The following is a 14,029-nucleotide window of genomic DNA, read 5'->3' on the forward strand; positions in this document are numbered from 1 at the left end:
AGCTGCGCGGTCCTCCTCGAGGTGGGCGCGCAACCGGTGCTTACCGCCTCCGCTCTGCGGGCGTGGCCCGATCCGGCCACCGCGCCCCGCGCGATCGCCTCGCTGCGCCGAAACGGCGCCGACCACCGCCAGATCACCGAAGCCCTTGCCAACGCCTACATCTGCGGCCACCTGCCGGCCTTCGGCGCTCTGCAGCGGGGACCCACCCGCAAGCTTGACCTGCCCACCTATCCGTTCCAGCATCGCCGGTACTGGTTTCGTGACAAGGACGCCCCGGCCACCGCGGCCGTCGCCGAAACCGCCGCCGCGCGCACCGACGCGGTCCGGCTTCTCGAGGACGGCCGGATCGAGGAACTCGCCGCACTGCTCGACGGTCCGAACGCCGACCGGCAGACCACCGACGTGCTGGCCAGGCTTGCCGCACAACACAACCAGCAACGGGAGACCCAATCCATCGCGGACGCTCGTTACGAGATCCGCTGGGAGAAAAGCGCTGTGGCGGCCGCACGCGCGGACGCCGGCGCGGGCTCCGAGTGGCTGCTGATCAGCGATGACACCGAGGCGGTCGCGCCGCTGACCGACGAGCTGACCGCCCAGGGCCGGCCGTTTCGGATCGTCGGGCTGCCGGTGTCAGAAGCCGACGAGAAACGGCTCGAAGCGGAGCTACGCGCAACGGCGGCAGGCGAATCGACGCCACGGATCCTGAACTGCGCGGCGCTCGAAGCGGATGCGGCGCCGTCGATGCGCTCACTGCTGCGGATGCAACACCGCGTCCTGAGCGGAACGCGCCGACTCTTCCGTGCCGCGGCCGCCGCCGAACTGCGCGCCCCCATCTGGTTGATCACCCGCGGTGCGCAACGCGTTACCGACGCCGACACCGTGTCGCCGGCGCAATCTTGTCTGTGGGGATTCGGGCGCGCCGCATCCCTGGAACACCCACAGCTGTGGGGCGGGCTGGCAGACCTGTCCGACGGCGGAGCCGACGAGTGGAGCCGGCTGATCGGTCAGGTCGCGGCCGGACCGCGGGGCGAAGATCAAATCGCGCTGAGAGACGGCGGCGTCTTCGTTCCCCGGCTGACCCGGCGGGCGGGGCAGCCGACCGCGGTGCCGCTCGTATTGCGCGATGGGGCAACCTATCTGGTGACCGGCGGGCTGGGCGGCGTCGGATTGGAAGTCGCCGGGTACCTGGCCGACCGCGGCGCCCGCCACCTGGTGCTGACCAGCCGGCGAGCGCCCAGTGCTGCGGCGCAGCAACGCGTCGATGCCATCCGGGAAAGGTCGGACTGTGAAATCCGGGTCATCGCGGCCGATGTCGCCAATCCGCACGACGTCGCCCGCCTGCTGGCCACGGTCGAGGCCCAACTGCCGCCGCTGGCGGGCATCGTCCACGCCGCGGGCGAGATGGGCACCACGCCGCTGCGGGCCTTGGACGACGCCGAAGTGGATCGCGTGTTCGCGGGCAAGGTCTGGGGCGCTTGGAATTTGAGCGAGGCTGCCGCGGAGCTGTCGCTGGACTTCTTCCTGAGCACCTCCTCGATCGCCTCGGTCTGGGGCAGCTTCGGCCAGACCGCCTACGGCGCGGCCAACGCCTTCCTCGACGGATTGTCCTGGCGGCTGCGCGAGCAGGGCGTGCCGGCGGTCAGCGTCAACTTCGGCCCGTGGGCGGCCGGGATGGCCGACGAGGAGGCCCGCGCGCGCCTGGAGCAACGCGGGGTCCGCACACTGCCACCCGCAGACGCGTTGGCCGGAATGGCCGACCTCGTCGCGGCTTCCGCCACGCACGGTGTGGTGGCCCGGATCGACTGGGCCCGCTTCCTGCCGCTCTATCAGCAGGCGGGCCGGCGCGCATTCCTCGACGAGCTGGGCGGGGAGCTGCCCGAGTCGGTCCCGGTGCCGTCACCGTCCGGGAACACCCGGCTGGTCGAACAGCTTACCCACGCCCCGGTGCAGCAGCGGAAGAAGCTGCTGGTGGACTACCTGCGCGACGTCGTCGCCGAGGTGACACGGATCGACGCGGCGGAGATTCGCGAGGAGGCCGGGTTTTTCGACCTCGGCATGGATTCGCTGATGGCCGTCGAATTACGGCGCCGAGTCGAGCATGCGGTCGGCAGGGAACTGCCGGCCACCCTCGCAATGGACTATCCGCGGGTGGCCGACGTGGCGCTTTACCTGCTCGACGACGTGCTCGGTCTCAACGCGCAGGCGAGCGCCAAGGCGGGTGCCCGGCCGGCGTCGGTGGCGGCCGGACCCGCCGACGAGCCGATCGCGATCGTCGCTGTGGCATGCCGCTTTCCGGCCTCGCCCGATCCCGAAGGCTATTGGGAGGTGCTGTCCGGCGGTGTCGACGCGATCCGGGAGATCCCGGACGACCGCTTCGAGATCGACGAGTACTACGACCCCGACCCGGAGACGCCGGGCAAGATCTACAGCCGCAGCGGCGGATTCCTCGACGGGATCGGCGGATTCGATCCCGAGTTCTTCGGAATCTCCCCGCGGGAGGCCGTGTGGATAGATCCGCAGCAGCGGCTGATGCTCGAAATCGCTTGGGAAGGACTGGAACGGGCCGGGTATTCCCCGGCCGCGTTGCGGGGCAGCCGAAGCGGCATCTTCGTGGGCGTGGCCGCCAACGAGTATTCGCACCTGTTGTCGCGAGACTCGGTCGAAAGCATCGAAGCGCACTTCATCACCGGCAATGCGCTCAACGCGATCGCTGGCCGAGTCGCCTTCGCGCTCGGGCTGGAAGGGCCGGCGGTGGCGGTCGACACCGCGTGCAGCTCGTCGCTGGTCGCCGTCCATCAGGCCTGCCAGGCATTGCACTCCGGCGACTGCGATCTCGCGCTGGCCGGCGGCGTCAACGTCCTGCTGAGCCCGGAATCCATCGTCGCCGCCTCACGAGCCAGGATGCTGTCGCCCGACGGACGGTGCAAGACCTTCGACGCCGCCGCCGACGGCTACGTGCGCAGCGAAGGATGCGGAATTCTCGTGCTCAAGCGGCTGAGCGATGCGCAACGCAGCGGCGACCGCATCTGCGCGGTCATCCGGGGCAGCGCGGTCAACCAGGACGGCGCCTCGAGCGGTCTGACGGTCCCCAATGGCGGTGCGCAGCAACGGCTTATCTCCGCGGCGCTGGCCCGCGCCGGAGTGAGCGGGGGAGAGGTCGATTACCTCGAGGCGCACGGCACCGGCACCTCACTCGGTGACCCGATCGAGGTGCAGGCCGCCGCGGCCGTCTACGGCGCCAACCGGGATCCGGGCCGGCCCCTGCTGATCGGGTCGGCGAAGACCAACCTCGGCCATCTCGAGTCGGCCGCCGGAGTCGCGGGTCTGATCAAGGTCGTGCTGTCCTTGCAGCACGAGGTGCTGCCGCAGAACCTGCACTTCAAGAATCCGTCGCCGCACATTCCATGGGATTCCCTGCCGGTGCGGGTAGTCGACAGGGCGACGCCCTGGCAGGCCAACGGCCGGCCGCGCCGGGCCGGGGTGAGCTCGTTCGGGTTCACCGGAACGAACGCTCACGTGCTGATCGAGGAGGCGCCGCCGGAAACGGTGACCGGCGACTCCACGGACGGCCTTGCGGCGACACCGGCGCCGGACGCCTCAACCGAATTCGTCAGCGTGTTCCCCGTGTCGGCGCGCTCACCGCAGGCGTTGGTGGCGTTGGCGCAGCGATACGGGTCCTGGCTGGACTCGCACCCCGGCGTCGACATCGCCGATGTCTGCTTGACCGCCGGGGTCGGCCGTTCGCACTTCGAACACCGCGCCGCGCTGGTCGTGGACTCGGTGCGGGGCGCCCGCGAGATGCTGGCCGAGTTGGCCGAGAACCGGCTGCGACCGGGCGTGGTCCGCGGCGAGTGCGGCGACCCGCCGAAGACGGCGTGGTTGTTCACCGGGCAGGGCAGTCAGTACCCGGGGATGGCCCGCGAGCTGTTCGACTCCGAGCCGGTGTTCGCCGAGACGGTGACGCGGTGCGCGGAAGCGGTCGAGGGGATGCTGCCGCGCCCATTGTTGGAGGTTCTCTTCGACACCGCCCGGGACGCCGCAGAGACGTTGCAGCACACGTCGTTTGCGCAGCCGGCGCTGTTCGCGATCGAGATGGGCCTGGCCCGGTTGTGGCAGTCGTGGGGCTTCGAGCCCGACGTGGTCCTCGGGCACAGCGTCGGCCAGTACGCGGCGGCGTGTGTGGCCGAAGTGTTCAGCCTCGAGGACGGGGCGCGGTTGATGGCCGAACGCGGGCGGCTGTTCGGCAGCCTGCCCGAGGGGGGCCGGATGGTGGCGGTGTTCGCCGACCCCGAGCAGGTGGAGCACGCCGCCAAGCGGTTCTCCCGGGTTTCGGTTGCCGCCTACAACGGCCGCAATACGGTGTTGTCGGGTCCGGGTACCGATCTGGAACAGATCGTCGGTGCCTTCAGCGATGACGGGATCCGCTGCACCTGGCTGGACACCAGCCATGCCTTCCACTCCGAATTGCTCGAGCCGGTGCTCGACGAATTCGAGGCGTATGCGACACGGCTGCAGTTCGCCACCCCGACCCGCCCGCTGGTGTGCAACCGCACCGGCGCGGTGCTCACCGCGGAAACCCCGCTGGACGCGCAATATTGGCGGCGGCATTCCCGCCAACCGGTGCAGTTCACCGAGAGCGTGCGCACGGTGGCGTCGCTGGGCTGCTCGGTGCTGATGGAGATCGGCCCGCAACCGATCCTGACCGCGGCCGCGGTGCAGGTCTGGCCGGAACATTCGGCGGCGCCACGCGCGATCGCCTCCCTGCGCAAGGGCACCGGCGCCCGGCGTCAGATCTCCGATGCGCTGGCGGCGGCCTATGTCGCCGGGCACCGGCCCGAGTTCGCCACGGTCTACCAGCGACCCGGCCGCAGACTCGATCTGCCCACCTATCCGTTCCAGCGCCGCCACTTCTGGCCCAAGACGTCCGGTGTCGCCAGCGTCGACGGTCGGGCTGCCGGCGTGTCCGGAATCCTCGGCAGCGAGAAGGATCTGGCCTCCGGTGATGTCGTGTACACCAGTCGGCTGTCCGTCAAATCGCAGCCGTGGCTGTCCCATCACGTCATCTATGGCACCGTTGTCGTTCCCGGAGCGACCTACGCGGCGATGGCCCTTGCCGCGGTCGGGACGCCGGCTCAGGTCCAAAACGTCTTCTTCTACGAGCCGATCATCCTGCCCGACAAGAGTTCTCGCGAGGTGCAGCTGACCTTACATCCGTCCGAGGACCGTGGTGGGTGGACCTTCCAGGTGCACAGCCGGCCATACGGCGTCCGCGACGCGGAATGGTCGCTGAACGCCGACGGCACCGTCGTCACCGGAGTCGCCAACGTCGAAGACGAGCCGGTGGATTCCGTTGACGCCGCGGTCGAACGGTTGAACCGTACCCGCCCCCAGCAGCTGTTCGACACCTTCGCCGACATGGAACTCGCCTGGGGCCCCACCTGGTCCACCTCCTTGAAGTCGCTGTGGGTGGGCGAGGGCGAGGCGGTCGGCGACGTCGTCGTCGGTGAAGAACTCGCCCAACAGTTGGGCAGCGAGCCGGTCCACCCGGTACTGCTCGACCTGTGCACGGGCGTCGCCTTCCCGGCCTTTCCCGCGCTTCTCGCGGCGACCGAACAGGGAGCGGTTCCCGACCTGTTTCTGCCGTTGCGTTACGGGCGGGTGATGCTCGCCGAGCGGATGCCGCGGCGGTTCTACTGCCGGGCGAAGTGGCGCGCCGGCGGTATGGAGAGCGAAACACAGGTCTTCGACCTCGATTTCGTGGATCGCGATGGCCGCCACCTGGGCGGAATACGCGAGTTCACCGTCAAACGTGCGCCCCGCGAAGCGTTGCTGCGCGGACTTGGCGGCGACGTCGCCCGGCTGCTGTACACCCTCGGCTGGCACGAGGTGCCCGCGCCGGCGTCAAGCACCGATACGGGGCAGGGCGAAAAGGACCGTGGCACTTGGCTGGTCGCCGGATTCGACGAGCTGGCGGCTGAGCTGCCGGGTTGCGTTCCGTCCAGCCCGGCCATGGGGCCGCGGGACTGGCGGCAGCTTTTCGACCAAGCGCGGGAGAGCGGCGCCCCGATCACCGGCGTCGTCTGGCGCGGCACCGGTCGACCGGGCGCGGAGGAGTCGAGCGACGAGTTCGCCGCGCGGCTGGAGACAGACATCGGCAATCTGCTGGGCGCCGTGCACACGCTGCTGGCCGAAGAGTCGGTGAAACTGCCCGGCGGACTGTGGATCGTCACGGAACGGGCCGTGGCGACCGAATCCGGTGAGCGGGTCGACCCCGTGCAGGCGGCGCTGTGGGGGCTGGGACGCACCATCACCTCCGAGCAGCCGGCGCTGCGCTGCAGGCTGATCGACCACGACGGATCCGACGAGGCCGTGCACGCACTGGGCGGGCTGCTCGGCGCGGCCGACACGTCTCTGGAAGAACCCGAACTCGCACTGCGGCAAGGGAAGTTCCTGGCGTCCAGGCTGCTGCCCTGGGCGCGCAGTGGTCATCTCGCCGTACCGCGCACGGGCGATTACGTGCTGGCGCCGACCGAACGGGGCGCGATCGACAACTTGCGTCTCGCCGAGACGGAAGTCCCGCCACCGGATGCCGGGCAGGTTCAGATCCGGGTGGAGGCCGCCGGTCTCAACTTCCGGGATGTGCTCAACGTGCTGGGCCTCTACCCGGGCGATCCGGGGCTGATCGGCGGCGACTTCTCCGGCATCGTCACCGAAATAGGCGTCGGCGTGGCCGGATTCGAGGTCGGCGAGCGTGTCTTCGGCTTCATGCAGGGGGCGTTTGCCAGCCGGATCAACGTGCCCGCCCAACTGCTGGCGCCGGTACCGCACGAGCTGGGCGCGGTGGCGGCGGCCACCATTCCGGCTGCAGCACTCACCGTGCGGCTCGCGTTCGACTGGGCGCAACTCAAGCCCGGTGACCGCGTGCTCATCCACGCCGCCAGCGGTGGCGTCGGACTGGCCGCCATCCAGATGGCCCAGCAGCAGGGCGCGATCGTCTTCGCCACCGCCAGCACCTACAAACGGGCTACGCTGCGCAAGTTAGGTGTCGAGTACATATACGATTCGCGCACAACCGATTTCGCTGACCAAATCCTCGCGGACACCGACGGGGCGGGCGTCGACGTCGTGCTCAACAGCCTTACCAACGAAGGCTTTGTGGAAGCGACCGTGCGGGCCATCGCCCGCAATGGCCGTTTCGCCGAGATCGCCAAGCGAGACATCTGGACGCATGCGCAGATGGCGGCGGCCCGGCCGGACATCGCCTACGAGGTCGTTGCGCTGGACGGCACGATCGTGCAAGACCCGGAGCGCATCCGGCGATTGCTGGGCGAGGTGTCCGATGGGTTGGGCGGCGGCGAGTGGGCGCCGCTGCCCGCCGAGATCTACCCGTTGACCGAGGCGAAGACGGCGTTTCGCCGCATGCAGCAGGCGCGGCATATCGGCAAGATCGTGCTGCAGATGCCGAGCCCGCTGCAGCCGCAGGGTGATCGGAGCTACCTGATCACCGGCGGCCTCGGGGCGCTAGGCCTGCACACCGCGTCCTACCTGGCCCAACTCGGTGCCGGCGACATCGTCCTGACCAGCCGCCGCGCGCCCGACGCGGACGCACAACAGGCGATCGCCGCCATCGCCGAGCGCTACCGGTGCCGGATCCACACCTTTGCGGCCGACATTGGCGACGAGTCCGAGGTCGAGGAACTGCTGGAGCGGATCCGGGCGGAGTTGCCGCCGCTGGCGGGCGTCGTGCACCTGGCGGGCGTGCTCGATGACGCGCTGCTACCGCAGCAGAGCGTCGACCGATTCCGGACGACCCTGCTGCCAAAGGCGTTGGGGTCCTGGAACCTGCACCGGCTGACCAGAAAAGACGAACTCGAATTCTTCATCGTCTACTCGTCGATTTCCAGCGTGCTCGGTTCACCCGGGCAGTCCAACTACGCGACGGCCAACGCGCTGCTCGACGGGCTGGTCGCGGAGCGCAGGGCGCAAGGCCTGCCCGCCACCAGTGTGAACTTCGGTCCGTGGGCGCAGGGCGGCATGGCCGCCTCGGAGGCAGCGCGCGCCAATCTCGCTGCGCAGGGCCTGGTTTCGATGGACCCCTCCGCGGCGCTCAACGCGCTCGGTGAGATCGTCGCGCACGGGACGGGCCAGGCGACCGTCATCAAAGCCAATTGGCAGCGCGCCGCGAAGATGCTGGGCGGTGCTCGCCCACCGATTCTCGACCACTTGTTGCCGAGCGACGCCGGGACTGCGCCCGGCGACAGCGAGTTGCTCAAGAAGCTGCACGAGGTCCCGGAGGCGGAGCGGGTCAGTTTCCTGACGGAATTCCTGCAGCAGGAAGTGCAGCAATTCCTGCGGCTCGCGCAGCCGCCCGCCGCGACGAGCCGGTTCCTGGACCTGGGTACCGACTCACTGATGGCGGTCGAGCTCCGTAACCGGTTGTACGGTCAGTTCGGTGGCGCGTTCACTATCAGCGCCACAGCGGTTTTCGACTATCCGACGATCGGTGCGCTGGCAGAGTACCTGGCCAGTCAGGTGCCCGAGGTGGTGCAGGCGTCGGGTTAGGGGGCGCGCGGCGCGGACCCCGGCGGTGCGGCCCGACCCGCCTGAGCCGATAACCGGGTCCGCGGGCGCCGGGGGCGTCAGTCGCTGATATCGAAACCGGCGATGACCTTGGTCGGGCGCAGGCGCACCACCAGTTCGCCGGGCGCGGAGTTGCGGCGGCCGAACTCCTCGGCGCGGTCGGCGCCCATGTACCGTGCGCCCGTTCGGGTGGCGATGTCGAGCACGTCGGCCGGATCCTCGCTCACCGTCGCCACCCCCTGCACCTGAACGAACGAGTACGGCGGATGCGGATCGTCGACGCACATCACCACTCGCGGATCGCGATGCAGGGCGCGGCCTTTCGACGTGTCGCGGCCGGTGTTGAACGCCAGCTGTCCCGCGTCCAAGACGAACCACACCGGCGCGACCAGCGGCCGGCCGTCGGCGGCAACGTAACCGAGCATGCCGGTACGGGTGCCGGCTGACAGGAACTCGACAACTCTTTCCGAGAGCGTGGCGGGCGCTGCCATGCGCTAGAGACGGGCCAGGTCGTAGTCGCCGATGTGGTCGATCAGGTTGTGCAGGTGGTCGCCGGACGTGCCCAGTGTGTGCTCGATCGCGGTGAGCCGGGCGGCATAGTGGGCGACCGGGTATTCCGCGGTCACACCGATGCCGCCGTGCAGCTGGATCGACTCCTGGGCGATGTGCCGGCCCGAGCGGCCGATCTGCAGCTTGGCCCGCGAGGCGATCACCGGATCGATGTTGCCGTCCGCGATCGACATCGACGCGTACATGCTCATGCTGCGCGCCAGTTCGAGCGACACGTACATGTCGGCCGCGCGCTGGGTGAGTGCCTGGAATTTGTTGAGTGTGACGCCGAACTGCTTGCGGGTCTTGAGGTAGTCGGTGGTCAGGCGCAGCGCTTCCTCCATCGCGCCGAGCGCTTCGGCGCACAGTCCCGCTTGGATGCGGATGATGGCGTCGCGGATCGCCGGCGACGCGTCCGCCCCTTCGCCGAGGGGCTCGGCCGGTGTGGCGTCCAAGTCGACCTGCGCGCCGCGTTGTCCGTCGAAGGTCCGGTACGGGTGGCGCGTCACCGCGCTCGCGTCGACCAGGAACAGCCCCGTGCCGCCGTCCGGCAGGGCGGCGCTGACGACCAGGGCGTCGGCGCAGTCGCCGGCGAGCACCGGGTTCTTGCGCCCGCTCAGGACCCACGAATCGCCTTGCCGCTCAGCCTTGGTGCCCACGTCCGCGGTCGGCGCGCGGTGGCCCGGTTCCAGGTGGGCGAAGGCCAGCAGTCGCTGGCCGGCCGCGACGTCGTCGAGCTGTTCCTTCTGGGCGTCGGTGCCCAACTCGGCGATCAGCGCACCCGGTGCGAGCGCGGCGTGCAGGATCGGTTCGGGGGCCAGCCGGCGCCCCGCCTCGACGAGCACGACCATGATTTCGATCTGGCCCGCCTCCTCCGGGTCGACGCCGAGGCCGAGGATCCCGGTGTCGGCGAGCTGACTCCATACCTCGCGACTCCAGCCCAGGTCCGAGCCGATCACCTTGTTGCGGCTCTCCGGGTCGTAGCTGCGTGAGAGCAGTTCGCGGGTGGTGTCGCGGAGCAGTGTCTGCTCGTCGGTCAACTGAAAGTCCATGGCTGCCTCACAATCCCAGAATGGTGGACGCGATGATGTTGCGCTGCACCTCGTTGCTGCCGCCGTAGATCGATGTCTTGCGGTAGTTCAGGTAGTGCGGCGCACTGTGTTGCGCCCAGTCCGGAGACGCGATGCCTTCGCCGTCGGCGGGCAGCGCGTCGGGCCCGGCCACCTCGACGAGCAGTTCGGTGGCCACCTGCTGCAACTGGCTGCCACGCAGTTTGAGCACCGACGACGCCGGATTGGGCTGCCCGTTCGCGGAGTCCGTGACCACTCGCGACTGCGTGAGTTCCAGTGCCAGCAGCTCGTTTTCGGCTTCTGCAAGCCGGGCCGCGAACAGCGGATCCTCCAGCACGCCGGTCGCCGCGGCGTGCTTCTTCACCTCGGCCAGACGCACTTTGGTCCGTCCCACCCCGGCGATGCCGGTCCGTTCGTTGCCGAGCAGGAATTTCGCGTACGTCCAGCCCTTGTTCTCTTCTCCCACAAGCTGATTGGCGGGCACGCGGACGTCTTCGAAGAAGATCTCGTTGACCTCGTGGCCGCCGTCGATCGTCTTGATGGGCCGCAGGGTGATGCCCGGGGTCTTCATGTCGAACAGCAGGAACGAGATGCCGGCCTGACGCTTGGGCGCCTGCGGGTCGGTGCGCACCAGGCAGAAGATCCAGTCCGCGTACTGGCCGAGCGTGGTCCAGGTCTTCTGACCGTTGACGATGTAGCTGTCGCCGTCCCGCACCGCGGTGGTGCGCAGCGACGCCAGGTCCGAACCGGCCTCGGGCTCGGAAAACCCCTGGCACCACCAGATGTCGAGGCTGGCGGTCGGCGGCAGGAAGCGTTGTTTGACCTCCTCCGAACCGAATTCGGCGATCACCGGGCCCACCATCTTGGTGTTGAAGTTCAGCGGCTCCGGGACGCACGCCAGTTGCATCTCGTCGGCCCAGAGCTGGTGCTGGGTGGGCGTCCAGTCCTTGCCGCCCCACTCGACCGGCCAGTTCGGTACCGCAAGGCCGTGCTCGTGCAGGATCTTGTGGCTGGTGACGATGTCGTCATGGTTCACTTCCGCCGAACCCCGGCGCACCCGCTCGCGCACCTCTTCGGGGATCTTGGTGGTGTAGATGGTGCGGAGTTCGTCGCGGAACGCGGCTTCTTCCGGTGTGAGCGCCAGTTGCACGGCGGCCTCCTGTCATCTGGGGGGCGAACGTGGCCACCAGCGTCGGAGGGTCCGGTTCTGGCGATGCCGTTCTCGGTTCCATCTTGACCCATCACCCACAACGGTTGTACACAGCCTCGGTTTAGTCCACAGTCTCGGGGCGTGCCGTCGCCGGTCGGGGCCGAGCCGACGGTGGGCGCACCTACGGTCGGCGCATGCGAACAGAACTTCCCGCCGAGCGTTTGCAGCGCAGACTCGGCGCCGAGCCGGACGCAGAGTCCGACGCCGCGGAGTCGACGGCGGCCGGGCAGTCGGCCGACGAGGACCAGAATTCGCTGTTGCCGCGCTGGCTGCCCGCCGCGTCCCCGCAGCGGGGGTGGTTGGCCAGGCTGCGCGCCGACCCTGGGCGCGCCGGCGCGATCGGGCTGGCTATCGTGGCGGCGCTGGCCGTGCTCGTCACGGTATTCACGCTGCTGAGGGATCGGCCCGCGCCGGTGATGTCGGCCAAATTGCCGCCGGTGGAGAAGGCGGCGACGACGAGTCCCAAGTCGTCCGCCGGCCCGGGTGCCGGCCCCGACCGGCCCGTGGTGGTGAGCGTGGTGGGCCTGGTGCACAACCCCGGTCTGGTCACCCTGGCACCGGGGGCGCGCGTCGCCGACGCGCTGCAAGCCGCGGGCGGCGCTGTCAGCGGGGCGGACACCATCGGGCTGAACATGGCGCGCCCGCTCGGCGACGGCGAGCAGATCGTCGTCGGGCTCGCCCCGGCCCCCGGGCAGCCGGCGGCGTTGGGAAGCTCGGTGGCGGGTGGCTCCACACCGACGTCGAAGCCACCGCGGCAAGGGGCCGGACCGGCGAGGCCGAAGGCGGGCGAGGTGCTCGACCTCAACACCGCGAGCGTGGAGGATTTGGACGCCCTGCCCGGCGTCGGGCCGGTCACGGCCGCCGCGATCGTCGCGTGGCGGCAGGCGAACGGCAAGTTCACCAGCGTGGACCAGCTCGCCGAGGTCGACGGCATCGGTCCGGCGAGGCTGGAGAAGTTGCGCGCCCTGGTCCGTGTCTGAGACCCGTGGACGGTCCGGCGTCGTCGAAGAGGGCGCGGTGCGCGTCGACGCCCGCCTCGTGCCGGCCGCGCTCACCTGCTGGGTGGTGACCGCCGCCGGGATCTGGTGGCCGATCGGCCGGGTGGTGGCGGCGTGCTGCGTCGCGTTGGCCGCCGCCTCCGGCGCGCTGGCCTGGCACGCCGCGCACGGGCGGTGGAAAGCAACAGGGCGCCTGCGAGCCGTCGGCGCCGGCCTTGCCGCGGCCGGGGTCAATCGGCGCCGGGTTCGGGTTCGCGGTCGCGCTGCGCGCGGAAGCCGTCGATCGCCACCCGATCACCGCCGCGTTCGGGACCGCCGCCCCGGTGACGGTCACGCCCACCGAGAGCCCGATCTCGTTGAGTCGCGGCCGCCTCATGTTTCGCGCCACGCTGCAGCGGCTGCGCGATGCGCCGATTTCCGGTCGCGTCGTCGTCTTCGCGCGCGCGTCGGACTTCGAATCGGAAGCCGACGGACTGATGGTCGGCCGGCCGGTGCGATTCACCGCGCGGATCGGCCGTCCGACCCGCCGCGACCTCACCGTCGCGGTCCTCAACGCGTCGGGCCGGCCGGCCCTGGGCACCGCGAGCGCCGTGCAGCGGGCCGCCCACACGGTTCGCGGCCGGTTCACCGCCGCCGTTCGCGGTGCGCTGCCGGCCGGGCAGGCGGCGATGCTGCCCGCCCTGGTCCTGGGTGATACCTCGGCGGTCACCGCCGACACCGACCGCGACTTCCGCGCTGCGGGCATGACGCACCTGATGGCGGTGTCGGGCGCCAACGTGACCATCGTGTGCGCGGCCGTGCTGTTCTCGGCGCGCTTGATCGGCCCGCGGGCGGCCGTCGTCCTCGCCGGACTGACGCTCGTCGCATTCGTCGTTCTGGTGCAGCCGACGGCGAGCGTGTTGCGCGCGGCCGTGATGGGCGCGATCGCGCTGGCCGGGATGCTGTTCTCGCGGCGGCGCCAGGCCATCCCCGCGCTCGGCGCCACGGTACTGGTCTTGCTGGCGATAGCCCCGCAGCTGGCCGTCGACGTGGGCTTCGCGCTGTCGGTGGTCGCGACGGCCGCGCTGGTCGTCATCGCGCCGCTCTGGTCGCGGCGACTGGTGAGCCGGGGCTGCCCCAGGCCGCTCGCCGACGCCCTGGCGATCGCCGCGGCCGCACACGTGGTGACCGCCCCGCTGGTGGCGGGCATCTCCGGGCGAGTCAGCCTGGTGGCGGTGGCCGCCAACCTCGCGGCGGCCCCGGTGATAGCGCCGATCACCGTGCTCGGCAGCGCGGCGGCCGTGTTGAGCGTGCCGTGGCCGGCCGGCGCTCAGCTGTTGATCCGATTCACCGGCCCCGAACTGTGGTGGGTGGTGCGGGTGGCGCACTGGTCGGCCGGCGCGCCGGCGGCGACGGTGCCCGTTCCGTCCGGGGTGCCCGGGGTGCTGCTGGTCGCGGGGGTGACCGCGCTGATCGTCGTCGCGGTCACCCGGCTGCGCGGGCGGCGCCGGTCCCGGGCCGCCGCCCGCGTGGCCGCAATCACGGCTTTGCTCTGCGCGCTGGCCTGGTGGTTGTCGACGGCCCTGGATCCCGGAGCGGCGTAGTCGGTCCGCCGTGACACCATCGTGGGGTGAGCGAGGATT

5 protein-coding genes and 1 pseudogene are annotated in these 14,029 nt (G+C 70.2%); 3 read left to right on the forward strand and 3 right to left on the reverse strand.

Going from position 1 to position 14,029, the window contains the following annotated elements; genetic code table 11:
• A partial coding sequence (locus A5692_RS01445) for a type I polyketide synthase (RefSeq protein ID WP_068051350.1) occupies positions 1–8,562 on the forward strand: 8,562 nt, incomplete at its 5' end.
• A 77-nt stretch (positions 8,563–8,639) separates the two neighbouring features.
• Here A5692_RS01445 and A5692_RS01450 read toward each other — a convergent pair.
• Genes A5692_RS01450 through A5692_RS01460 form a run of 3 tightly spaced genes read right to left on the reverse strand, consistent with a single transcriptional unit; the run spans position 8,640 to position 11,349 of the window.
• Positions 8,640–9,071 carry a PPOX class F420-dependent oxidoreductase gene (locus A5692_RS01450; RefSeq protein ID WP_068051352.1) on the reverse strand — a complete coding sequence of 144 codons (432 nt, stop codon included), beginning with the start codon at positions 9,069–9,071 and terminating at the stop codon, positions 8,640–8,642.
• 3 nt (positions 9,072–9,074) lie between these two features.
• On the reverse strand, positions 9,075–10,181 hold the full coding sequence (locus A5692_RS01455) for an acyl-CoA dehydrogenase family protein (protein ID WP_068051354.1): 1,107 nt from the start codon (positions 10,179–10,181) through the stop codon (positions 9,075–9,077).
• 7 nt (positions 10,182–10,188) lie between these two features.
• A complete protein-coding gene (locus tag A5692_RS01460; protein WP_068051356.1) occupies positions 10,189–11,349 on the reverse strand; it encodes an acyl-CoA dehydrogenase family protein in 1,161 nt (386 codons plus the stop codon).
• 194 nt (positions 11,350–11,543) lie between these two features.
• Here A5692_RS01460 and A5692_RS01465 point away from each other — a divergent pair, with 194 nt between their 5' ends.
• Together A5692_RS01465 and A5692_RS01470 are read left to right on the forward strand one after the other, a co-directional pair.
• A complete protein-coding gene (locus A5692_RS01465) occupies positions 11,544–12,389 on the forward strand; it encodes a ComEA family DNA-binding protein (protein ID WP_068051358.1) in 846 nt (281 codons plus the stop codon).
• Positions 12,382–13,990 (forward strand): annotated as a pseudogene (locus tag A5692_RS01470) (ComEC/Rec2 family competence protein). The gene A5692_RS01465 and the pseudogene A5692_RS01470 overlap by 8 nt, the downstream one beginning before the upstream one ends.
• Positions 13,991–14,029: the final 39 nt, after the last annotated feature.

The sequence above is a fragment of the Mycobacterium sp. E342 genome (assembly GCF_001667665.1).
In the GTDB taxonomy this organism is placed as follows: Bacteria; Actinomycetota; Actinomycetes; order Mycobacteriales; family Mycobacteriaceae; genus Mycobacterium.

What these genes read in the sequence shown, in the direction of transcription:
- A5692_RS01450 (WP_068051352.1), bottom strand. Translation starts at nt 9,071, where the DNA reads ATGGCAGCGCCCGCCACGCTCTCGGAAAGAGTTGTCGAGTTCCTGTCA.
- A5692_RS01455 (WP_068051354.1), bottom strand. Translation starts at nt 10,181, where the DNA reads ATGGACTTTCAGTTGACCGACGAGCAGACACTGCTCCGCGACACCACC.
- A5692_RS01465 (WP_068051358.1), top strand. Translation starts at nt 11,544, where the DNA reads ATGCGAACAGAACTTCCCGCCGAGCGTTTGCAGCGCAGACTCGGCGCC.